The organism is Dialister micraerophilus (assembly GCF_947090205.1).
GTDB lineage: Bacteria > Bacillota > Negativicutes > Veillonellales > Dialisteraceae > Dialister > Dialister micraerophilus.
In genome coordinates this window covers 59,581-81,522 of record NZ_CAMUNF010000002.1, presented here as the reverse complement: position 1 = coordinate 81,522, position 21,942 = coordinate 59,581, and the positions used below count along the sequence as shown (strand labels likewise).

At 32.7% G+C, this 21,942-nt stretch carries 18 protein-coding genes and 1 other annotated feature; of the genes, 17 read left to right on the top strand and 1 reads right to left on the bottom strand.

Annotation, left to right across the window (positions count from 1 at the left end; genetic code table 11):
* Positions 1 to 6 precede the first annotated feature (6 nt).
* From mfd to lysA, 5 genes are all read left to right on the top strand, one after another.
* Complete coding sequence (gene mfd / locus P6922_RS02175) at positions 7 to 3,387, top strand: transcription-repair coupling factor (RefSeq protein ID WP_276873905.1); 3,381 nt, start codon at positions 7 to 9, stop codon at positions 3,385 to 3,387.
* Positions 3,388 to 3,391: 4 nt separating this feature from the next.
* On the top strand, positions 3,392 to 4,993 hold the full coding sequence (locus P6922_RS02170; protein ID WP_276873902.1) for a putative polysaccharide biosynthesis protein: 1,602 nt from the start codon (positions 3,392 to 3,394) through the stop codon (positions 4,991 to 4,993).
* Between the two features lie 255 nt (positions 4,994 to 5,248).
* Positions 5,249 to 5,527 carry an HU family DNA-binding protein gene (locus tag P6922_RS02165; protein ID WP_007554151.1) on the top strand — a complete coding sequence of 93 codons (279 nt, stop codon included), beginning with the start codon at positions 5,249 to 5,251 and terminating at the stop codon, positions 5,525 to 5,527.
* Between the two features lie 135 nt (positions 5,528 to 5,662).
* Complete coding sequence (locus P6922_RS02160) at positions 5,663 to 6,781, top strand: MGDG synthase family glycosyltransferase (protein WP_007554219.1); 1,119 nt, start codon at positions 5,663 to 5,665, stop codon at positions 6,779 to 6,781.
* Between the two features lie 61 nt (positions 6,782 to 6,842).
* Positions 6,843 to 8,090 carry a diaminopimelate decarboxylase gene (lysA, locus tag P6922_RS02155; protein ID WP_276873899.1) on the top strand — a complete coding sequence of 416 codons (1,248 nt, stop codon included), beginning with the start codon at positions 6,843 to 6,845 and terminating at the stop codon, positions 8,088 to 8,090.
* A 45-nt stretch (positions 8,091 to 8,135) separates the two neighbouring features.
* Here the strand turns inward: lysA and P6922_RS02150 are convergent, their stop codons facing one another.
* Positions 8,136 to 9,083 carry a nitronate monooxygenase gene (locus P6922_RS02150; RefSeq protein ID WP_276873897.1) on the bottom strand — a complete coding sequence of 316 codons (948 nt, stop codon included), beginning with the start codon at positions 9,081 to 9,083 and terminating at the stop codon, positions 8,136 to 8,138.
* 232 nt (positions 9,084 to 9,315) lie between these two features.
* Between P6922_RS02150 and gap the strand changes: the two genes are divergently transcribed.
* From gap to pheS, 12 genes are all read left to right on the top strand, one after another.
* A complete protein-coding gene (gene gap / locus P6922_RS02145; RefSeq protein WP_276873895.1) occupies positions 9,316 to 10,323 on the top strand; it encodes a type I glyceraldehyde-3-phosphate dehydrogenase in 1,008 nt (335 codons plus the stop codon).
* A gap of 3 nt (positions 10,324 to 10,326) precedes the next feature.
* Positions 10,327 to 11,511 carry a phosphoglycerate kinase gene (locus tag P6922_RS02140; protein ID WP_007554221.1) on the top strand — a complete coding sequence of 395 codons (1,185 nt, stop codon included), beginning with the start codon at positions 10,327 to 10,329 and terminating at the stop codon, positions 11,509 to 11,511.
* 5 nt (positions 11,512 to 11,516) lie between these two features.
* Positions 11,517 to 12,278, top strand: coding sequence for a triose-phosphate isomerase (gene tpiA, locus P6922_RS02135; RefSeq protein ID WP_276873892.1), 762 nt, complete (start codon positions 11,517 to 11,519; stop codon positions 12,276 to 12,278).
* A gap of 2 nt (positions 12,279 to 12,280) precedes the next feature.
* Positions 12,281 to 13,573 (top strand): phosphopyruvate hydratase, encoded by a 1,293-nt coding sequence (gene eno, locus P6922_RS02130; RefSeq protein ID WP_007554123.1) that lies wholly within the window; start codon positions 12,281 to 12,283, stop codon positions 13,571 to 13,573.
* Between the two features lie 479 nt (positions 13,574 to 14,052).
* On the top strand, positions 14,053 to 14,733 hold the full coding sequence (locus tag P6922_RS02125) for a response regulator transcription factor (RefSeq protein WP_276873890.1): 681 nt from the start codon (positions 14,053 to 14,055) through the stop codon (positions 14,731 to 14,733).
* Between the two features lie 7 nt (positions 14,734 to 14,740).
* Positions 14,741 to 15,286, top strand: a complete 546-nt coding sequence (gene rnmV, locus P6922_RS02120) for a ribonuclease M5 (RefSeq protein WP_007556451.1) — start codon at positions 14,741 to 14,743, stop codon at positions 15,284 to 15,286.
* Complete coding sequence (gene rsmA / locus P6922_RS02115) at positions 15,279 to 16,142, top strand: 16S rRNA (adenine(1518)-N(6)/adenine(1519)-N(6))-dimethyltransferase RsmA (RefSeq protein ID WP_276873889.1); 864 nt, start codon at positions 15,279 to 15,281, stop codon at positions 16,140 to 16,142. The genes rnmV and rsmA overlap by 8 nt, the downstream gene beginning before the upstream one ends.
* 115 nt (positions 16,143 to 16,257) lie before the next feature.
* On the top strand, positions 16,258 to 17,337 hold the full coding sequence (locus P6922_RS02110; RefSeq protein ID WP_007554239.1) for an efflux RND transporter periplasmic adaptor subunit: 1,080 nt from the start codon (positions 16,258 to 16,260) through the stop codon (positions 17,335 to 17,337).
* Between the two features lies 1 nt (position 17,338).
* Complete coding sequence (locus P6922_RS02105) at positions 17,339 to 18,040, top strand: ABC transporter ATP-binding protein (RefSeq protein ID WP_007554184.1); 702 nt, start codon at positions 17,339 to 17,341, stop codon at positions 18,038 to 18,040.
* On the top strand, positions 18,040 to 19,254 hold the full coding sequence (locus tag P6922_RS02100; RefSeq protein ID WP_007556455.1) for an ABC transporter permease: 1,215 nt from the start codon (positions 18,040 to 18,042) through the stop codon (positions 19,252 to 19,254). Before P6922_RS02105 ends, P6922_RS02100 begins: the two co-directional genes overlap by 1 nt.
* 87 nt (positions 19,255 to 19,341) lie before the next feature.
* The gene (locus P6922_RS02095) at positions 19,342 to 20,478 is read left to right on the top strand and encodes an acyl-CoA dehydrogenase family protein (protein WP_276873887.1); all 1,137 of its coding nucleotides are present in this window, start codon (positions 19,342 to 19,344) and stop codon (positions 20,476 to 20,478) included.
* Between the two features lie 8 nt (positions 20,479 to 20,486).
* Positions 20,487 to 20,681, top strand: a binding site (T-box leader).
* A 43-nt stretch (positions 20,682 to 20,724) separates the two neighbouring features.
* A complete protein-coding gene (gene pheS / locus P6922_RS02090; protein WP_276873885.1) occupies positions 20,725 to 21,930 on the top strand; it encodes a phenylalanine--tRNA ligase subunit alpha in 1,206 nt (401 codons plus the stop codon).
* Positions 21,931 to 21,942: the final 12 nt, after the last annotated feature.

Genomic DNA, 21,942 nt, shown 5'->3' with positions numbered 1-21,942 from the left:
AATTTTATGAATGATAAGACGGAATATGCCAATGTAGTAACTCTTCCATCAAAAAATATTTTAGGAAAAATAAAAAAAGATGATTATGAAGTAAATTTATATGCAGGTAAAGAGATTATTGATTTTTTAAATAATAAATCTTACATAGAAAATGATTTAAATAAATACAACGCCGGTGAAATAAATATGATATCCGGCGCTTTTGGAGCGCAAAAAGCATATCTTACCTCAATTTTAAAAAATAATAATTCTACATTGATTATTGTTCCTGAGCAGAAAGATATATTCTTATGGAATCAAGATATTAAGTTTTTTATGCCGGAAAAACAAGTTTTATTTTTCCCGATTATGGATAAGGTAAATTTTGAAGTTACATATAGCAGTACGGAAAGATTAAGAGACAGAGTACAATCTTTAGCGGCATTATACGATAATAAAGATGTAGTTGTGATAGCATCAGTAGTAGAGGTAATGCAAAAAATACCGTCTAAAATAAATGTAATTCAAAAGACATGGACAATTTCTCTTCAAGATGAAATTGTTCGTGGAAGAATATTAAACAAATTAGTTGATTTGGGATATGAACGCGTAGATCAAGTTGAGAGAGTAGGTCATTTTTCTATAAGAGGAGATATACTTGATATATTTTCAATAAATGAGGAAAATCCGATAAGAATTGAATTTTTTGGAGATGTTGTAGATAACATAAGGTATTTTAATAAAGATACTCAAAGATCTATAAGCGGTTTAAATAAAGCTACTATATTTCCTGTAACTATAGGAATGGAAACTGATGATTCTATATTTTCATATTTAAATAACAGTCATTTGATTTTTGATGAACCGTCAAGATGTAAAGAACAGTTAAAGAAATATTTTAAAGAGGAAAAAGAGAACAAAGAAAAAGCATTTGACTGGAATTACGTAATCAATATTTTAAACAAAAAAGAAAATATAGGAAAATGTACATTCTTTTCACTTTTAAAACAAAAAATTGAAGGAATAGAAATACAATCATCTTTTAATTGGGACGGTCAGACCGTTACGAATTATCAAAGACAAATTCAGATTTTTATAGAAGATTTAAGAAAATTGCTTGAAAGAAAATGGAGTGTTATTGTTTTAGCTCCAAGTATTTCAATTTATAAAGAATTACAAAATTTATTTTTCGATTTCGGAATAAATATATCAAAAGAAATAAAAAACGGTGAAGTATACCTTACAAACGGAACAATATCAGGAGGTTTTGAAGTACCTTCTTCATCTTTTGTTGTATTTTCTGCGGGAGATATTTTCGGTAAACATAAGAAAAAACGTTTTGCTAAATTTTCTCAAGGGAAACAAGTACGATACTTTTCAGATTTGAAAGTCGGGGATTATGTAGTTCAGCGATCTCATGGAATAGGAAAATATATAGGGGTCAATACTATAGAAATTGACGGTATTCATCGTGACTATGTAACAATACAGTATGCAGGTGATGATAAATTATATTTACCTATGGAAAAAATACGAACGCTTGAAAAATACATAGGTCCGGAAGGAAAAGTTCCTGCTTTAAATAAAATGGGCGGTGTTCAATGGGAACGAATTCGAAATAAAGCAAAAAAATCCATAAAAGAATTGGCGGAAAAATTATTAAAAGTATATGCAGAGCGTCAATTAGCAAAAGGGATTTCTTTTTTACCTGACAGCAGTGAGCAAATTGAATTTGAAGATGCTTTTGAATATGTAGAAACCCCCGATCAATTATCTGCAACGGAAAAAATAAAAAAATCTATGGAATCTTCCACACCTATGGACATGCTTTTGTGTGGAGATGTAGGGTTCGGTAAAACTGAAGTTGCAATGCGTGCCGTATTTAAATGTGTAATGAGCGGATATCAATCTATAGTACTTTGTCCTACAACGGTTTTGGCAAGTCAACATTTTAAAACTTTTTCAGAAAGAATGAACAAATTCGGAGTTAATGTTCAACTTTTAAATCGTTTTGTAAAAACAAGTGAAAAAAATAAGATATTATCTGGTTTGAAATCAGGGCAAATAGATGTTTTGATAGGTACTCACAGTGTTTTATCAAAGTCTATAAATTGCAAAAGGTTAGGACTTTTGGTTGTAGATGAAGAGCAACGTTTCGGAGTATTTCAAAAAGAAAAATGGAAGTCATTGACAAGCGGAATTGATATACTTACTTTATCTGCGACACCTATACCGAGAACTTTACATATGAGTTTATCCGGAGTACGTGATATGGCTGCAATTACGCAAGCACCTCAGAACAGGCATGCAGTACAAACATATGTAATTGAATACAATGAAGATATTGTTAAAGAAGCGGTTTTAAGAGAAAAAGAAAGAAACGGCCAAGTTTATTTTGTTTATAATCGTATCGAAAGTATAGATATGATGAAAGACAGGCTTGAAAAAATATTTAAGGGAAAAGTACGTATAGGTGTAGCTTATGGAAGAATGAAAGGCAGTGAACTTGAAAAAGTCATGTTTGATTTTTATCAAGATAAATATGACCTATTATTATGTACTACACTTATAGAAAATGGATTAGACCAACCTAATGCAAATACCATTATTATTTATGATGCCGATTTTATGGGATTATCTCAGCTTTATCAAATGAAAGGTAGAGTCGGAAGATCCGATAAAATTGCTAAAGCATACTTTTTTTATAGAAAAGATAAAGTTCTTTCGGAAGTTGCCGAAAAGCGTTTAAATACAATTCGTGAGTTTACGGAACTAGGTAGCGGATTTAAAATTGCAATGAGAGATTTGGAAATAAGAGGTGCAGGAAATCTTTTAGGTTCAGAACAACATGGAAATATTTACAGTATAGGGTTTTCTACATATTGTAATATGTTGGAAGAAGAAGTATCTAAACTTCGCGCAAAAATATATAAAACTCCAATACCTAAAAAAATTCATCACGCAATGATTGAATTCAGGCAAGAAGCGTATTTGGATAAAAATTATATAGATAATGATAACAGTAAAATGGAAATTTATTATAGACTGTCGTCCGTTACATCTATAGAAGAATTAAATGATTTCATTGATGAAGTAATTGATAGATACGGTACTCCTACAGAGCCTGTGAAGCGATTATTTAAAATTGCAGAAATGCGTATTAAAGCAAGTGAATTGGGGATCGGTTCGATAATGGATGAAGGTAAGACTGTATTGATTACATGGGCAGCAGAAGAGTGTCTGAAAAAAATAAATTGGATGAATCTTCCAAAAGAAATCCTTATGAAAATACATATTTTGCCAGGTTCTCCTGCTCGTGTTAGAATTAATAAAGCTGCTATTCAAGAAAATATAACAGATTGGATATCAGAATTTATTGATAAAATATTGAAAGAAATTCATAGGTGAAAAAGTGCGTAAAAATACTTTTATACAAGGTGCTATGGTTTTAGCCGTGGCAGGTATTATTGTAAAATTTATAGGTGCATTCAGTCGTATATACTTATCAAGATTGCTCGGTGGTGAAGGTATAGGATTATACCAAATGGCATATCCTATTTATTTGCTGTGTTTATCTGTATCTTCTGCAGGATTACCTGTTGCGATTTCAATTATGGTTGCGGAAAGAAATGCCATACATGATTACCTTGGTGGTCAAAAAGTTTTCCGTATATCAATGATATCGTTGGCGGCTACCGGATTGTTTTTCAGTGTTCTTTTATTTTTCGGGGCACAATGGTTGGTTGATTCCGGTATGGTTCGTGATGAAAGAGCTTATTGGTCACTTTTAGCTTTATCTCCGGCTATTTTTTGTGCAACAATGCTTGCAACATTGAGAGGTTATTTTCAGGGATTGCAATTAATGACACCTACTGCAGTGTCGCAGATTATAGAACAAGTAGTTAGAGTAGCGGCCATGATTATTTTTGCAATTATATTATTACCTTATGGATTGGAATTCGGTGCTGCAGGAGCAACACTTGGTGCGGCTCCCGGTGCATTCATGGGAATAATGGTTTTGATTGCATTTTTCTATACTACACGCAATTGGCGAAATGAATTGGCACATGAACAAGATTTAAGTATAAAACCTCAAGGCAGTTTTGAAATTATAAAAAGACTTTTAGTTTTGGCAATACCTGTATCATTAGCAAATATTATGCTTCCTATAGTTTCAAATATAGATTTATTTATAGTTCCGCAGAGATTGGAAGTAGCAGGATACAATGTCGAACAAGCAACAACATTGTTCGGATATTTGACGGGTATGGCGACATCACTAGTGAATATGCCTACCATTGTAACAGCATCACTTGCTGCAAGCCTTGTTCCTGTAATTTCTGAAGCCATAGCACAAAAAAAAGAAGAAGTTATTATCTCAAGAACCGATACCGCAATTCGTTTATCAAATCTTGTTACAATTCCTTCTTTCATAGGAATGTGTGTAATTGCAACTCCTATTTCGACGATGCTTTATGCTATTCCGGATGCCGGACCATCTATAGCAGTAATGAGTTTTGGTATATTTCTTTTAGGAATTCAGCAAGTAACAACAGGTGTACTACAAGGTATGGGCAAAACTTCAATACCTTTTATAAACATGGTTATAAGTGCTACCGTGAAAGTTGTTTTATCGTGGAATTTAACTGCGATACCTTGTTTCGGCGTACTTGGAGCTGCATGGGCAACAAATGCAGACTTTGGTGTTGCAGCTGTTTTAAATCTTATATTTTTGTATAAATACAGAAAATATGTGATGGATTGGATTCATACAATAAAAATATTTATTTCAGCTTTCATTATGGGTGCGGCAGTTTATGGAGTTTATAACGGATTGCATAGTATAGTAAAAGGAAATACTATACCGACAGTATTTTCAATAACTGTAGGTATTGTAGTATATGTTGCATCGATCATTTTGATTAAAGCGGTAAAAGAAGATGATGTAGTAAGAATACCGAAAATAGGAAATAAATTAGCTAAAATTATAAGAAAATTAAGTATTAAGAGCTGATTGAAGATTGATATATACAAAAAAATCAGATTTAAAGCACAAAAAATGCAAATATCCTTGCCAAGAGATGATATAACGTGTATAATTCAGTAGAAAGTCAGTTCCATAGGGCACTGGCGACTGAAAGTGCTTGTATAAGCGATTATATTTGTTAATTTTTATTTTTTATAGTCCGTGTTCTATAAAAGACAGAAAATGTTATTATATTTTTTTAAGTGAATATGATCGCATTTAATTCAAGGAGGATGTTTAAATATGAATAAAACGGAATTGATTACGGCAGTAGCACAGAAGGCTGAAATGACAAAGAAAGACGCTGAAAAAGCAGTTAAAGCAGTTATTGATGTTATCTCAGATGCTATGGTAAAAGGAGAAAAGGTTCAGTTAATCGGATTCGGAACATTTGAAGTTCGTGAACGTAAAGCAAGAGAAGGTCACAATCCTTCAACACAGAAGCCGATTAAGATTCCTGCATCTAAGGCTCCTGCATTCCGTGTAAGCAAGCAGTTGAAAGAAAAAGTAAATGCAAAATAATGTAATATAGAATTAAAGAGCAACATTGCACAGCGCGGTGTTGCTTTTTAATTTTATAAAAGATTTTAAATTTCTTTACCTTTGCAGCTCTTTCCTCTATAATTAAAAAAGCTTATGAAATGGAATGTGATATTAATGGAAAAACAAAGATCTCGTCGTTTTTTTATTTTAACGGCAAGTATAGGGACAGGACACAGTCAAGCTGCAAGAGCGATTGCAGAAGCAATCAAGGAAGAACATCCACAAGATAGTGTAAGAGTTTTAGATTTTGTTTCAAGAGATTTTTTTTCTATTGATTCAATGATAAAAAAATCGTACTTGAAGATGATTGAATTATTTCCGGAACTTTATGACAGTTTATATAGTAATTCGCAGAAAAGTCGTTTTGGAGAAACTTCACAAATTTTAGTTTCTTGGAGTTTTAAAAACAGAATGAAAAAATTAATTAAAGTATTAAATCCTGATGCTTTAATATTTACTCATCCGTTTCCGGCTGCTGCCGCAAATTTATTGAAAAAAGAAGAAATAATAAAAATTCCGCTGTTGGGTGTTATTACCGACTTTGATATACATCAGTTGTGGATAGATAAAGAATTGGATGCATTATGCGTAGCAACCGATAATTTGGCCGAACATCTAAAAAATTATGGAATTGATTCAAATAAGATTTATTCTACCGGGATACCGATAAGAAAGTCGTTTTATGAAGTTTCGGACAATATAACACCTGAAAAAGGAACGGTGCTTTTGATGGGTGGAGGATTAGGACTTGGGGATATAACCGATAATTTAAAACGTTTGGATAAAGTAAAAGAAATAAAAAAATTTATTGTTATTACAGGTAAAAATATTAGTCTCTATGAAGATGTATCGGCATTGTCGGAACATCTGATACATCCTGTGGAATTACATAGTTATACAAATAAAGTTGCAGAAATAATGAAAAGAAGTGAGATTTTGGTAACTAAACCCGGGGCATTGAGCTGTACTGAAGCCATGATGTTGAAATTACCTATGGTACTTGTAAATACTTTGCCGGGACAAGAAAGAGCAAATGCATCTTACATGGTTAATAAGGGTTGTGCATTGTGGGTTAAACGTGGAGAGTTGTCGGAAGCGGTAGAAAGTATTTTGCAAAATTCTGAAAAAAGGAAACAAATGGCTGAAGCCTGTGGAGCAAATACCGTACAAAGTGCAAAAGAAGTTGTGAAAATTTTATATAATTTGATGAAAAATAAAGAAAGAAATACTTGAAGTGTTTCTTTCTTTATTTCTTGTGTTAAAATAAAACAAAATATTTTAGGAGGACTTATTTATGGTTCTGAAAAAATTACCTATTACAGAACATCGTTTATATAAAATTGCAGAAGAATATGGCACTCCTTTTTATATATATGATCAAAAAGGTATTGAAGATAATATAAATAATTTTAAAAAATCTTTTTCTTGGTGCTCAAATTTTTATAAATATTTTGCAGTAAAAGCCACACCTAATCCTTGGATTTTAAAATTATTACATAATATGGGTATAGGTGCAGATTGCAGTTCGATGGCAGAGTTGATTTTGGCAAAAGCTGTAGGCTTAAAAGGCAAGGAAATTGTTTTTTCATCAAATAATACTGCCGATGAAGAATTTATAAAAGCAAATTCTTTAGGAGCTATTATTAATTTGGATGATATATCGATGTTTGAAGATTTGGAAAGATTAAAAATTATTCCGGAAAAAATTTCATTTAGGTATAATCCGGGAAATAAAGTATCCATAGGAAATAATTTCATAGGAAAGCCTGAAGATGCAAAGTATGGAATGACTAAAGAACAACTTCTTGAAAGCGTACAAATAGCTAAAAAACTTAAAATACCGTTTATAGGCATACATACGATGATTGTTTCATCAGAATTAACATTGGATGTATTAATAGCCAATATTAGAATGTTGTTTGAGTTGGCAATTGAAATAAGAGAAAAATTTAATGTAATTGTAGATTTTATAGATTTCGGTGGAGGAATAGGAATACCTTATCGTCCTGATGATAGAGCTGTAAATCTATTTGAATTAGGAAAAAGAACTCATGAGTTGTTTAAATCAATGATGAGCGGATTTGAAAAAACTCAATTGAGTTTTGAATGCGGAAGAGCAATTACCGGACCATATGGATACTTGGTAACAAAAGCTATACATCATAAAAATATTTATAAAAAATATATAGGTGTAGATGCTTGCATGGCAGATTTAATGAGACCCGGAATATACGGTGCGTATCATGAAATTACAGTTTGCTCCAAGGAAGATACAAATGAAACTGAAATTTATGATATTGTGGGTTCTTTATGTGAAAATAATGATAAATTTGCAATAAACAGAAAATTACCGAAAATTTCAAAAGGTGACTTGATTGTTATACATGATACAGGAGCTCATGGACATTCAATGGGATTTAATTATAACGGTAAACTCAGACATCAAGAATTATTATTACATTCGGACGGTACAATTCAAAAAATAAGAAGAAATGAAACTTTAAATGATTTATTTTCAACTCTTGATTTTCCGGGATTATAAAATTAAAACACGTTCCACTTTTAAAGTGAAACGTGTTTTTAATTATCAAATAAGATTAGGAGCTTTATTTAAAGCAAGTTCAGTCTCATAAATTAATTCTTTAACAATCTCTTTTGCAGGTAATATTTTATTTAATTGAACCAGTGACATTCCTGCAAGTACGTATCCGTTTTCAATATCACCTTGGAGCATACCTTTCTCAAGAGTGCCTGTTGCCAATGAATCTAATTCTGATTGCGATGCGCCGTTATATTCTTTTGAAATATAATTTTCAGAGAATTTATTTTTTAGTCCTCTAACACTTGCTGCTGTTGAAAAACCTGTTACCGTAGAATCTGTATCTGTGGCATTTATGATGGCATTTTTTGCATTTTCATGTATCGCACATTCTTCGGATATGAGGAATCGTGTGCCTATTTGAACACCGGATGCACCTAGAATTAAAGCTGCTGCAATACCTTTGCCATCAACGATACCTCCTGCAGCAATAATCGGAATTTTTATTGAAGGAACAATATTTTGCATTAATGACATAATTGTAATTTTTCCGTCATGACCTCCGGACTCCATACCTTCCAATATTAATGCATCAGCACCTTTTTCTTGCATATATATAGCAGATTTTAAAGTTGTTGTTAACGGAATACATTTTATTCCGTTAGTTTGAAGTGTGCTGAAATATGGTGATGCATCTCCTGCAGCTAATGTAACAAAAGGAACCTTTTCATCGCAAACTAATTGTAAAATATCATCTTTATTATGCGCTTTAATCATTATATTTACACCGAAACATTGATTTTTCCCCATTATATCTTTATATAATTTTATATTTTTACGAACTTCATCAACGGAAAATCCGCCAGATGCCATAACACCTGCACCGCCGGCACTACGAACCGCAGCAGCAAGTTTTGCATCTGAAATATGTGCCATTCCACCTTGAATAATAGGATATTCAATATTAAGAAGTTTTGTCAGCTCTGTGTTCCACATAGTATAAATTCTCCTTTATTGTAAATAATTTAATTTGTAAAATATGTTATCTCTATTTTATTACTGTTTTTTATATTTATCAATTAATGGTACACTTATTCACTAAAAGTTACTAAATATTGTTCAAAAAAGATTGACGTGATATACTAATTGTGTAAAATATATAGTTTTTATATTTAATAATTTAGAATGTGTGCATTATTTTATTTATTGGCTCTAGGAGGGCAACTATATGATAAAAGTCGGAATTAACGGATTTGGAAGAATCGGCAGATTGGTATTTCGAGGTCTTTTGGAAAGAGATGATTTAGAAATAGTTGCAATTAATAATCCGAGCGGAGTTGAAACGGCTGCATATTTATTGAAATATGATACTGTTCATGGAAGATTGGGAAAATCGGTTGAAATCGACGGTGAAGATTTAATTGTAGACGGGAAAAGAATTCATGTATTTATGGATCGTGATCCGTCGAAGTTGGACTGGAGTAAATACGGTACTCAAATAGTTGTTGAATCTACCGGAAAACTTAAAGATAAAGAAAGTGCAGGACAACATATAAAAGGCACTGTTAAAAAAGTTGTAATTACAGCTCCGGGAAAAGGCAGTATTACAACTATCGTTATGGGTGTAAATGAAAATGTTTATAATCCTGAAAAAGATCACGTAGTATCCAACGCTTCATGTACAACGAATTGTTTAGGACCTGTTGTAAAAGTTCTTCAAGAAAATTTTGGAATAAACTACGGTTTAATGACAACAATTCATTCGTATACAAACGATCAAGCCATTTTGGAAAAAGCTCATAAAAAAGACATTAGACGTGGACGTGCTGCCGCAGAAAATATGATTCCTACAAGTACAGGTGCCGCAAAAGCCATCGGAATTGTTATACCGGAATTGAAAGGTAAATTAAACGGACTGTCTGTAAGAGTTCCGACTTCTGACGTATCTATGGTTGACTTAACGTGTGAGCTTAAGAGCAAAGTAACTGTTGAAGAAGTAAATGCAGCATTTAAAAAAGCATCTGAGAGCCAAATGAAAGGAATTCTTGCATACACTGATGAGCCTTTAGTTTCGAGTGATTTTAAAACAACTGATGTAAGTACTACAATAGACAGTTTATTAACTATGGTTATGGAAGATAAAATGGTAAAAGTTATTGCATGGTATGATAACGAATGGGGTTATTCCATGAGAATTATTGATTTAGTAGCATTTATTGCATCAAAAGGATTATAAAATATGCAAAAGAAAACTATTTATGATGTTGATGTAAGAAACAAGAAAATTTATTTACGTACAGATTATAATGTTCCGCATAATGAGTACGGTATTACAGATGACAGAAGAATAAGAGCAACAATTCCTACGTTGAGATACCTTATTAAAGAAGGTGCATCAATTGTTATTGCAAGTCATATGGGAAGACCTAAAGGTGAAGTAAAAAGAGAATTGTCACTTAAACCTGTTGCGGAAAGATTATCTGAATTATTGGGACAAAAAGTATATTTTGCCGATGACTGTATAGGTGAAGAAGTTGAAATAAAAAAATCTCAACTAAAGCAAGGTGAAGTACTTTTGCTCGAAAATTTAAGATTCCATACAGAAGAGGAAAAAAATGATTCTGAATTCGTGGAACAGTTGATAAAAGGTTGTGAATTGGCCGTAAACGATGCTTTCGGTGTATCGCATCGTATGCACGCTTCAATTGCAGGTGTAGGTAAAAAATTACCTATGGTGGCAGGATTATTGCTGAAAAAAGAAATAGATTTTTTAGGAGGACTTATGGAATCTCCTGAGCGTCCATTTGCAGCAATTATCGGAGGCGCTAAAATAAGAGATAAAATACAAGTAATTGCAAATTTAATGGAAAAAGCCGATGTTATTTTAATCGGTGGCGGTATGGCAAATACTTTCGTAGCGGCGGAAGGCTATGACATGGGACAGTCTCTTCAAGATAAAGACAGATTTGATTTGGCACGTGACTTAATGGATAAAGCGAAAGAAATGGGTTCGGTAATTATGTTGCCTGTGGATTTCAAAGCCGGAGATTCATTTTCTTCAAATGCAAAAACAAAAGTTTTGGAAGCAAATGAATTTGAAGATCCGTGGATGGCGCTGGATATAGGGCCAAAGACAATATCTAAGTATGTAGAAGTTCTGAAAAAGATGAAAACGGTAGTATGGAACGGACCTATGGGTGTTTTTGAAATGAAACCCTTTTCAGACGGTACATTTACTATAGCTGAAGCGATTGCGGAATTGGATGCTAAAACTGTTATAGGTGGAGGAGAATCTGCATCTGTTGTGGATCAGTTGGGAATTGAAGATAGATTTTCTCATGTATCTACAGGCGGAGGTGCATCATTGGAAATGTTAGAAGGAATGATTTTGCCGGGCGTTGCAATTTTACAAGATAAGGAGTAATTTGTATGCGGTCCATATTAATTGCGGGAAATTGGAAGATGAATTTCACCGAAAAGCAAGCTATAGATTTTTTAAAAAATTTGAATATTGAAAATAAAAATATAGAACTTTTAATATGTCCGCCGTTTATCAGTATTTCCGCTATGAGTAAAATACTGAAAAACAGTTTTATAAAATGGGGTGCGCAAAATGTGTATCCTGAAAAATTTGGAGCTTTTACCGGCGAAATTTCTCCGATTATGCTTTCTGAACTTGGATGCAGTTATGTTATTTGCGGGCATTCGGAAAGAAGAGATATTTTTAATGAAAATAATGAAATAATAGCTAAGAAAGTATTATCCGTTATTGATGAAAAGATGATTCCCATACTTTGTGTAGGAGAAAATGAAAAAGATATAAAAGAAGGAAAAGCGTTATTAAAGATAAAAATTCAAATCGAATCTGTATTTTCAAAAATAAGTAAAAACGAAAAAATAATACCTGTTGTTGCATATGAACCTGTTTGGGCTATAGGTACTGGAAAATCCGCAACACCGGAATATGCACAAAAAATTGCACAAAATATAAGAAATTATATTGCAAATATACATGGTGAAACATATGCAGAATCTGTGAGAATTTTATACGGAGGAAGCGTAAACAGTTTGAATATATCTGATTTCATAAAAGAAAAAGATATAGATGGAGCTCTTATTGGAGGAGCAAGTTTAGATACAGCTAAATTTAAAGAAATATATAATAAAGTTATTTTGACTCAAGGAGTATAATGATGGCTGCAATTAATGAAATACATGCACGTGAAATATTGGATTCCAGAGGAAATCCTACGGTTGAAGTAGATGTTTTTTTGGAAGACGGTTCATATGGAAGAGCTTGTGTTCCTTCGGGAGCATCAACAGGTATTCATGAAGCTGTAGAACTTAGAGATAATGATGAGGAACGTTATCTAGGTAAGGGTGTGCTCAATGCAGTTGAAAATGTAAACGGTGAAATTGCAGATGCATTGATAGGATGGGAAGTTACAGACCAAAGAGGTCTTGATCAAATATTGATAGGCTTGGACGGAACTGAGAACAAAAAGAGATTAGGTGCCAATGCAATTTTGGGTGTATCTTTGGCAGCAGCAAATGCAGGTGCAATTTCTTGCAGATTACCGTTGTATCAATATTTGGGAGGTATAAATGCTTGCAGACTACCTGTTCCTATGATGAATATTATAAACGGCGGAGCTCATGCAGATAATAATGTAGATATACAAGAAAGCATGATTATGCCTGTAGGAGCCAAATCATTCAAAGAAGCATTGATGATGTGTTCCGAAGTATATCATTCTTTAAAAAATGTATTAAAAAAACAAGGACTTTCAACCGCAGTAGGTGATGAAGGAGGATTTGCTCCTGATTTATCATCAAATGAATCTGCAATGGAAATGATTTGTGAAGCAATTGTGAAAGCAGGTTACTCTGTAGGCGGTGATATTGTTTTAGCAACAGATGTAGCAGCATCTGAACTTTTAAAAGATGACGGATTATACTATTTAACCGGTGAATCAAAAGCTAAAACTGCTGAAGAAATGATTGAATTTTATGAAAATCTTGTTTCAAATTATCCTATTGTATCTATTGAAGACGGCTTGGCAGAAGATGACTGGGACGGATGGTCATTAATGACAAAAACTTTAGGTAATAAAGTTCAGTTGGTAGGTGATGATTTATTTGTCACAAACACTGAACGTTTGAAAAAAGGAATTGATTTAAAAGTCGGAAACTCAATTTTAATTAAATTAAATCAAATCGGAACTCTGACAGAAACTTTTGACGCTATACAGATGGCACATCGTAACGGATATACAACGATAATTTCACATCGTTCTGGTGAAACTGAAGATACATCTATTGCAGATATAGCTGTTGCGATGAATGCAGGACAAATAAAAACCGGAGCTCCTGCACGTACTGAAAGAGTAGCGAAATATAATCAACTGTTGAGAATAGAAGAAATTCTTGATGCAGATGCTTTATATGGCAGTTTGGAAATAAATAAATTAAACAGATTTAAATAACATTTCTTATGTGGCACTTTTATGTAAACATCAAATTTTGAATCAAATGAAACATAAAAGTGCTACTTTTTTTTAGTTAATAGAAAAATAAAGATAAATAAATGATTTTTTTAATGAGGCAATAAATTTTTTTTATATATTTTTTTATTAATGTAGTCAATTTTGTATATTACATAAGTATTGTTTTAATTATATGAGTAGTAGTGAGATTTATAACAAAAAATCATAGATTTTAACTAAAACAATTCGATTTATGAATATAAAAAGTGCTATACAATTTAGGTTATTATGATAAAAAATATTAAATAAAAGCAAAAATTAAAGAGGTTGGTCATAAAAGTATAATTTTTTTAATATAAAGAGATTAAAAAACTCTTGAAAAACTGGATTTGTGTGCTATTATAGCAATATCATTTTACACAATATATAAATAATTTTTAATGTTGTAATTTGTTATTAAACTTTGCGGAGGGTTTATTGTGAGAAATTGTGTGTTGATTATAGAGAAAGATATAAATGTAGCACATTTTATTCAGGGGAAATTGGAAGAAGCTGATTTTACTTGTTTAGCTGATTATAGTGGAGAAGCAGCTGTAGATCTTGCGGGACAAAAACAAGTAGATGTAATTGTTTTAGATTCTGATTCATTGGACATCGAAGGTTCAAAATTGATTTCAGATGTCAGAGCTGTAAGTTCTTTGCCGATTGTTGTTATTTCAGCGGATGCAGATGTTGAAAGGAAAGTTCAACTTTTTGAGTCCGGTGTTGATGATTATTTGGTAAAACCATATGCAACGAAAGAACTTATTGCAAGAATTCGTGCATTGTTGCGTAGACATAAAGAACCGCAGATTGTCGTAGATCCTTCTTTCAATATTCAAGATTTATATATATATCCTGAAAGACATGAAGTGAGAATAGGTGAAAATGTTATTGAGTTAACTAAGAAAGAGTTTGACTTATTATTGTTTTTAGTTAAAAATAAAAATAGAGTGCTCAAACGTGATGAAATAATGAAAAAAGTTTGGGGATATGAGTATGCCGGAAAAACTAATATTGTAGACGTTTATATTAGATATATTCGTAGCAAAATTGATGAAAAATTCGGCAAAAAGTATGTTAATACCGTACGTGGAATAGGTTATGTTGTAAGAGATTGAGAGTTTTATGATACGTCAAGTTATAATTGTAGAAGGAAAATCTGATGAAGCACGCATAAAGCAAGCGGTAGAAGCAGATGTAATAACGACCGGAGGGTTATCCCTCCGGTCTGTTGTTGTTGAAGAAATTAGATTTGCTTATGAAAAACGTGGTATTATTATACTTACAGATCCGGATGGACCCGGAGAAAAAATTCGTAAGCGTTTAACTCGTCTTTTTCCTGATGCTTTGCATGCATTTATACCGAAATCAAAAGCATCTACTTCAAAAGATGTAGGTATTGAAAACGCAAGTTGTGAATCTATACGTGAAGCTTTATTAAATTTAAAAATTAATTATCAAAAAGATTCAAAAGAATTTTCAATGAAAGATTTAATAGAAAATAATCTTTCGGGTGCTGAAAAATGCGTTGAAAAACGTAATAAAGTAGGTGCATTATTAGGAATCGGCTATGGAAATTCCAAGCAATTTTTAAAAAAATTGAATCATTTCGGAATTACTCGAGATGATTGGAATAAAGCTATACGTATGTGTGGAGATGAAAATGATTGAAGTAAATTTGGCTGACAAACAAGTTGTATATTATTTAATGAAAAGATTCGGTATAAGAACAAAGCATAAGTTGGGACAAAATTTTTTAATTCGTCCGGATATTGTTAAGGAAATTGCATATGCAGCGGAACTTAATGAAAATTCAAATGTAATGGAAATTGGTTCAGGCATAGGAACTTTAACACAAGCTTTGGCACAAACAGGAGCTAATGTAATTTCTTTTGAAATTGATAAATCGTTAGAAAATATATTACAACATACATTAGAACCATATACTAATGTAAAAATAATTTTTGAAGATGTTTTAAAAGCTGATTTATATAAAATCTTAGATGGTAAGAATTGGAGTGTTGCAGCTAATTTACCGTATTATATAACTACACCTATTCTTTTATATTTAGTTCAATCCGATTTTCCGATATCCACATTTGTATTTATGATGCAAAAAGAAGTTGCAGAAAGGATTTCTGCAAAACCGGGGACAAAAGCATATGGTGCATTGTCTATAGCAGTTCAATTTTATTGTGAAGTTGAACATATTATGGATATACCTTCTACTGCATTTATACCAAGACCGGCTGTAACATCTACTATACTTAAAATGAAAAAGAGAGATAAACCTGCAGTTGAGGTGACTGATAAAAAATTATTTTTCAGATTGGTAAAAATGGGTTTCGGACAGAGACGAAAAGTTTTCACAAATGCTATGAAATCCGGTGGAATTCCTAAAGATATGATAAATGAAATTCTATTTAAAGCGGGTATAGACGGTAAAAGACGCGGGGAAACTTTTTCTATGGAAGAATATGCACGTTTGGCAAATGAGTGGAATAATTTGATAAAAATAAAAGAATGAGGAACCTCATTCTTTTATTTTGTTTAATTGACGATAGTGATTATACATTAATTTTATGATATAATTTATTACTAATATGTATATTTTTATATATTTGTTTTATAGGGAGGCCTTAATGAAAAAGAAGCTAACGATTTTTGCAATTGTAGCAGTTATTGTTTCTCTCATTTTTTTTGTGTATTGGAAATTTTTTACTCAGCATGATAAAAAAGTAGAATATGTTTTAGGTAATGTGACCAGGGGAGATATAGTATCAACGATTGATGCTACAGGTACAATTCAACCGGTAAACAGAGTTGATTTGTCAACGGTTTTATCCGGAACTTTGGAAAAAGTTATGGTAAAACAAAACGATTATGTAACAAAAGGTCAAGTGCTTGCAACTGTTTTTTCAAGAGGTATAGGTGATGCATTTCATCAAGCACAAAATACATTGATTAATAAAGAATCTTATTATAACAGAATGCAAAAGCTTTATGATGAAAATGCAATTTCACTGCAAGCGCTTGAAAATGCCAAATTGGATTATCTTAACAGTAAAGCTTTATATGAAAAAGCCAAAACCGATATGGATGAGACTGAAATTGTGGCACCTATAGACGGGTATGTAATAGGCGAACCTATGAAAGAGGGTACAACTTTATCACAAGGACTTTCGAGTCAAATGGTAATTATGACTATTGCAGATTTTTCTTCTATGAGAATAGAACTTTTAGTAGATGAAACGGATATAGGTTTGGTAAAAATCGGACAGTATGTAGAATTTACCGTAGATGCATATCCGGGGAAAATATTTCATGGAAAAGTTTCAGATATTTCACGGAAAGAAAAACAAAAAACGGGTGCTGCCGCAGCTGTAGTTCATTATACTGTTTATGTAGATGTTGATGATAACGATAAAGATGGATTGTATCCTTCTATGACGGCAAGAGCATCTATAAGAGGAAATGAGAATAAAAATGCTTTGAAAGTTCCGGTTACAGCTATAAGAAGTGACGTAAACGGTTCTTATGTATATAAACAATCGGGTAAAACTTTGGAAAAAGTATATGTAACAACCGGTTTAACATCTGAAACCGAAATTGAGATTTTGTCGGGGTTGGCTGAAAACGATAAAATTGTAGTAAGTGGAGTTGTAGAACAAGAAAAAACTGAAGTTTCAGCAAAAGAAAAAGTTGGACATCAGGGTAAATAATATGAATAACAAATGTAAAAATATCATTAAACTGGATAAAATTGAAAAGAAATATATTATAGGAACACAAGAAGTTTCCGTATTGAAAAATATTTGTATGTCTGTTTCTAATGGAGAGTTTTTATCTATTATGGGAGCATCAGGTACAGGAAAGTCTACATTGATGAACATTATGGGATGTTTGGACAAGCCTACATCAGGTTCATATTTGTTGGACGGTAATGAAGTATCTGATTTGTCTGAAGATGAATTGGCATATACACGTAACAGAAAAATAGGTTTTGTGTTTCAGGGATTTAATTTGTTACCCAGATTATCCGCTTTAAATAATGTTATATTGCCTACGGTTTATGGTGGTACATATAAGCAAGATAGAAAGGCTCGTGCAATTAAAATTTTAGAAGGATTAGGGTTAAAAGACAGAATACATCATATGCCTTCCGAATTGTCAGGAGGTCAAAAGCAGCGTGTAGCAATAGCACGTGCATTGATGAATGATCCGGCTATTATTATGGCAGACGAACCTACAGGTAATTTGGATAGTCGTTCAACTAAAGAAGTTATGGAAGTTTTTTCTCAATTAAATGAATTAGGTAAAACCTTGATTCTTGTTACTCATGAAGATGATGTTGCCGAATATGCAAAAAGACATATAATACTTTCGGACGGAGAGATTTATAAAGATATACGAGGATCTTTGTGATGAATAATATTTATGTTGAAAGTTTGTGGATGGCATGGGATGCAGTAAAAAGTAATAAATTACGTTCCTTGCTTACGATGCTTGGAATAATTATAGGAATTACTGCCGTGATTGTTTTGTTGGGATTGGGGTTTGGAATTCAAGACAGGATAGAAGGTAAAATTTCAGGACTCGGTTCAAATATAGTTGCAATACATCCGGGAAGCAGAAGTAAGTACGGTAGCGAAAGAACAGGGGCTTTGGAAAGCTTATCTTATAAAGATTATTTAGCTATAAAAAAGTTACCGAACATAAAAAATGCATCTCCGTTAGTGCATGGACAATATGTGGCTGTAAACGGTAATAAAAATTGGAATACCGATATATCGGGAGTTAATTCCGAATATATTACAATGACAGATCAAAAATTGATAGAAGGAAGACTTTGGACTGAAAAAGAATATGTTAATCGTGAAAGAGTAGTTGTTTTAGGTAAGACTGTGGCAAATAATCTTTTTGGAGAAATATCTCCGATAGGTAAAAAAATTCGTGTAAATAATATGCCGTTTACTGTTATAGGTGTTCTTGAACCTAAAGGTTTGTTATTCGGTTTTGATCAAGATGATCGTATTTTGGCTCCGTTCAGTACTGTACAGGAACGTATAGTTGGAATAGATTACTTAAATGCTATAGTTTTAACTTATTCATCTATAGAAGTTATGCCTCAAGTAGAAGTTGATGTAACAAATTTGCTTAGGGCAAAACATAGATTAATTGGAAGTGCAGACAATGATTTTACTATAATGAACTCAAGAGATTTAATGAATTTCTTGGGAGATACAACTCAAATGCTTACTTTATTTTTAGGAAGTATTGCAAGCATTTCGTTACTTGTAGGCGGAATAGGTATTATGAATATAATGCTTGTTTCTGTAACTGAACGCACAAGAGAAATCGGGATAAGAAAAGCTTTGGGGGCAACTTACAATATGATTGTTGCGCAATTTCTTATAGAAGCGATATTTATAAGTCTTTCAGGTGGAATTATAGGAATGATTTTAGGTGTAAGTGCAACCAAATTGGTGGGGTTGTTAACGGGGATAAAAACTGTAATTTATTTCGGTCCTATAATAGGTTCATTTATATTTTCGGTTGCTGTGGGATTGGTTTTCGGTCTTTATCCGGCACAAAAAGCTGCAAAATTAAATCCTATAGATGCATTACACTATGAATAAAAGAAGGAATGAAAGTTTCCTTCTTTTTTATATGGACAATTTTCTGTTATAATAATTTGTAATTGATATTGATATGAGGAGGAAAATATGGATTTTTCTATTACACTCGAACAACGTGAACTTATAGATTTGGCAAGAAATATTTCAGAAAACGAAATAGCGCCACGTGCTTTGGAAATTGATAAAACAGGTAAAATGGATTCTGCATTATTGGACATATTGAAAAAAACAGGTATGACAGCTTTGGCAATTCCTAAAGAATATGGAGGTGCCGGGCTCGATTTATTAACCGTTTCAATGATTACTGAAGAATTAAGCAAAGGTTGTGCAGGTGTTGCAACTATTTGTATGGCTAATGCCTTAGCAAGTTATCCTGTTTTAATTGCAGGTACTGAAGAACAAAAAAGCAGTTTTTGTAATTTTATTAATAATGGTGGAATTGCCGCTTTTGCACTTACAGAACCAGGCGCGGGTTCCGATGCGGGTGCAGTAGCCTGTCATGCTCAAAAAGTGGATGGTGGGTATATACTGAACGGTACGAAATGTTTTATAACAAACGGTTCGATTGCCGAAAAAATAGTAGTATTTACAAATACAAAAAAAACCGGAGGAATTAGAGGGTTAACGGCATTTATTGTAGATTCAAATTCAAAAGGTGTATCTATAGGTAAAGAAGAAGATAAAATGGGTATACGTGCATCTACAACATCTGAAATTATATTTGAAGATTGTTTTGTTCCTGAATCTTCGAGATTGGGACGTGAAGGTATGGGATTTAAAATTGCAATGAAAACACTTGAAAAATCTCGTCCTGTTGTAGGCGCATTATCTGTAGGTATTGCACAAGCATCATTGGAATCTGCAGTTCGTTATGCACATCAGAGAAAACAATTCGGTAGTAAAATATCATCATTTGAAATGGTGCAAGATATGATTGCGGATATGGTTATAAAAACCGAATCGGCAAGAGCATTGGTACAAAAAGCATGCTGGATGCTTGATAATGATATGCCGTCAAAAGGAATTTTTTCACCTATGGCCAAAGCTTATGCATCTGATGTAGCGATGGAAGTAAGCACAATATCGGTGCAAGTTATGGGTGGAAACGGATATTCAAAAGAAAATCCCAATGAAAAATATATGCGTGATGCAAAAGTTATGCAAATTTATGAAGGAACAAATCAAGTTCAAAAGATAGTAATTGCAAATGGAGTAAGATATTGATATAATACAGAAAAGCAATGATGAAGACGTGATTTGAGTCGGTATTCGCAAAGGGATTCGGCGATAGTGGGACGCCGGAGGAATATTTCAAATCTATTCACTTCTGAGTATTTATTTGAAAATAAGTAGAATAAACGGTTGGCTGCGTTACAAGCTTAAGAGTACAAAGTAGGGTGGTACCGCGGATATTATTCGCCCCTTTTAGGGGCGTTTTTTTATTTCTTAAATTTTTCGGGAGGAAAGGAAATGGACAAAAAATTAATTGAAGAGCTGACAAAGAAAGCTGAAGAATTATCAAGTAAAACCAAGCAGCTCGGTGAAAGCGATTCATATTCTTCTGTTAGAGCTGAAATATCCGATGTTCTTTCAAAAATAAAAAAATTATCGGATGAAGAAAAAAATAGTTTAACCGATGTTGCAAATGAATTGCACTTAAATCTTTTGGAGTCTTTAAAGAAAGACTTAAATAAAATGCAAAATGATGCAAAGCTGAAAATAATAAAATGTATAGGTGAAAAAGAGCTTCAAGAAATAAGAGTTTCTTTTTTAGGTAAAAAGGGTAAACTTACTTCTATACTTCGCAGTATGAAAGATTTAAGAGGGGGAGAACGTCCCGTTATTGGATCAATTGCAAATGAAGTAAGAGAAATGATTGAAAGCTTGGAAAAAAATAAAGTTCAAGAATTGAAACAGCAAAGATTGAAAGCACGAATTGAAAAGGAAACTGTAGATATTACTTTACCTGCAAGACATCATAAAATAGGTCATATCCATCCACTGAATAAAGCTATGCGATTAATAATGGATACATTCATTCGTATGGGTTATTCTGTAGAAGAAGGACCTGAAATTGAAAAAGATTACTATAATTTTTATTGTTTGAATTTGCCAAAAGATCATCCGGCACGTGATATGCAAGATTCTTTCTATATAACACCGGACATTCTTTTAAGAACACATACATCTCCCGTTCAAGCCAGAACAATGCAAAGTCATGAACCGAACAGTCCGATAAGAATGATTGCGGCAGGCAAAGTGTTCCGTTGGGATAATGATGCAACACATTCACCTGTATTTCATCAAGTAGAAGGGTTGGTAGTTGATAAAGGAATTTCTTTTGCAGATTTAAAAGGAACATTGGAAGTATTCCTTAAAAATTTATTCGGTTCAGATACACGAATTCGCTTCCGTGCAAGTTATTTCCCGTTTACAGAACCGAGTGCTGAAGTAGATATTGCATTTTCAACGAAAAATGATGAACCGGATTGGTTGGAAATTTTAGGTTGCGGAATGGTTCATCCAAATGTTTTGAGATTGAATGGTTATGATCCTGAAAAAGTGAGCGGATTTGCATTTGGTATGGGTATAGAACGTATAGCAATGTTGTTATATGGAATTGATGATTTGAGACTGTTCTATGAAAATGATATGAGATTCTTGAAACAATTTTAATAAGGGGGATAT

Excerpts from the sequence above, each read along its gene's own strand:
- mfd (WP_276873905.1), top strand. The coding sequence starts at position 7 with ATGAATGATAAGACGGAATATGCCAATGTAGTAACTCTTCCATCAAAA.
- P6922_RS02165 (WP_007554151.1), top strand. The coding sequence starts at position 5,249 with ATGAATAAAACGGAATTGATTACGGCAGTAGCACAGAAGGCTGAAATG.
- P6922_RS02160 (WP_007554219.1), top strand. The coding sequence starts at position 5,663 with ATGGAAAAACAAAGATCTCGTCGTTTTTTTATTTTAACGGCAAGTATA.
- lysA (WP_276873899.1), top strand. The coding sequence starts at position 6,843 with ATGGTTCTGAAAAAATTACCTATTACAGAACATCGTTTATATAAAATT.
- P6922_RS02150 (WP_276873897.1), bottom strand. The coding sequence starts at position 9,083 with ATGTGGAACACAGAGCTGACAAAACTTCTTAATATTGAATATCCTATT.
- gap (WP_276873895.1), top strand. The coding sequence starts at position 9,316 with ATGATAAAAGTCGGAATTAACGGATTTGGAAGAATCGGCAGATTGGTA.
- P6922_RS02140 (WP_007554221.1), top strand. The coding sequence starts at position 10,327 with ATGCAAAAGAAAACTATTTATGATGTTGATGTAAGAAACAAGAAAATT.
- tpiA (WP_276873892.1), top strand. The coding sequence starts at position 11,517 with ATGCGGTCCATATTAATTGCGGGAAATTGGAAGATGAATTTCACCGAA.
- eno (WP_007554123.1), top strand. The coding sequence starts at position 12,281 with ATGGCTGCAATTAATGAAATACATGCACGTGAAATATTGGATTCCAGA.
- rnmV (WP_007556451.1), top strand. The coding sequence starts at position 14,741 with ATGATACGTCAAGTTATAATTGTAGAAGGAAAATCTGATGAAGCACGC.
- rsmA (WP_276873889.1), top strand. The coding sequence starts at position 15,279 with ATGATTGAAGTAAATTTGGCTGACAAACAAGTTGTATATTATTTAATG.
- P6922_RS02110 (WP_007554239.1), top strand. The coding sequence starts at position 16,258 with ATGAAAAAGAAGCTAACGATTTTTGCAATTGTAGCAGTTATTGTTTCT.
- P6922_RS02105 (WP_007554184.1), top strand. The coding sequence starts at position 17,339 with ATGAATAACAAATGTAAAAATATCATTAAACTGGATAAAATTGAAAAG.
- P6922_RS02100 (WP_007556455.1), top strand. The coding sequence starts at position 18,040 with ATGAATAATATTTATGTTGAAAGTTTGTGGATGGCATGGGATGCAGTA.
- P6922_RS02095 (WP_276873887.1), top strand. The coding sequence starts at position 19,342 with ATGGATTTTTCTATTACACTCGAACAACGTGAACTTATAGATTTGGCA.
- pheS (WP_276873885.1), top strand. The coding sequence starts at position 20,725 with ATGGACAAAAAATTAATTGAAGAGCTGACAAAGAAAGCTGAAGAATTA.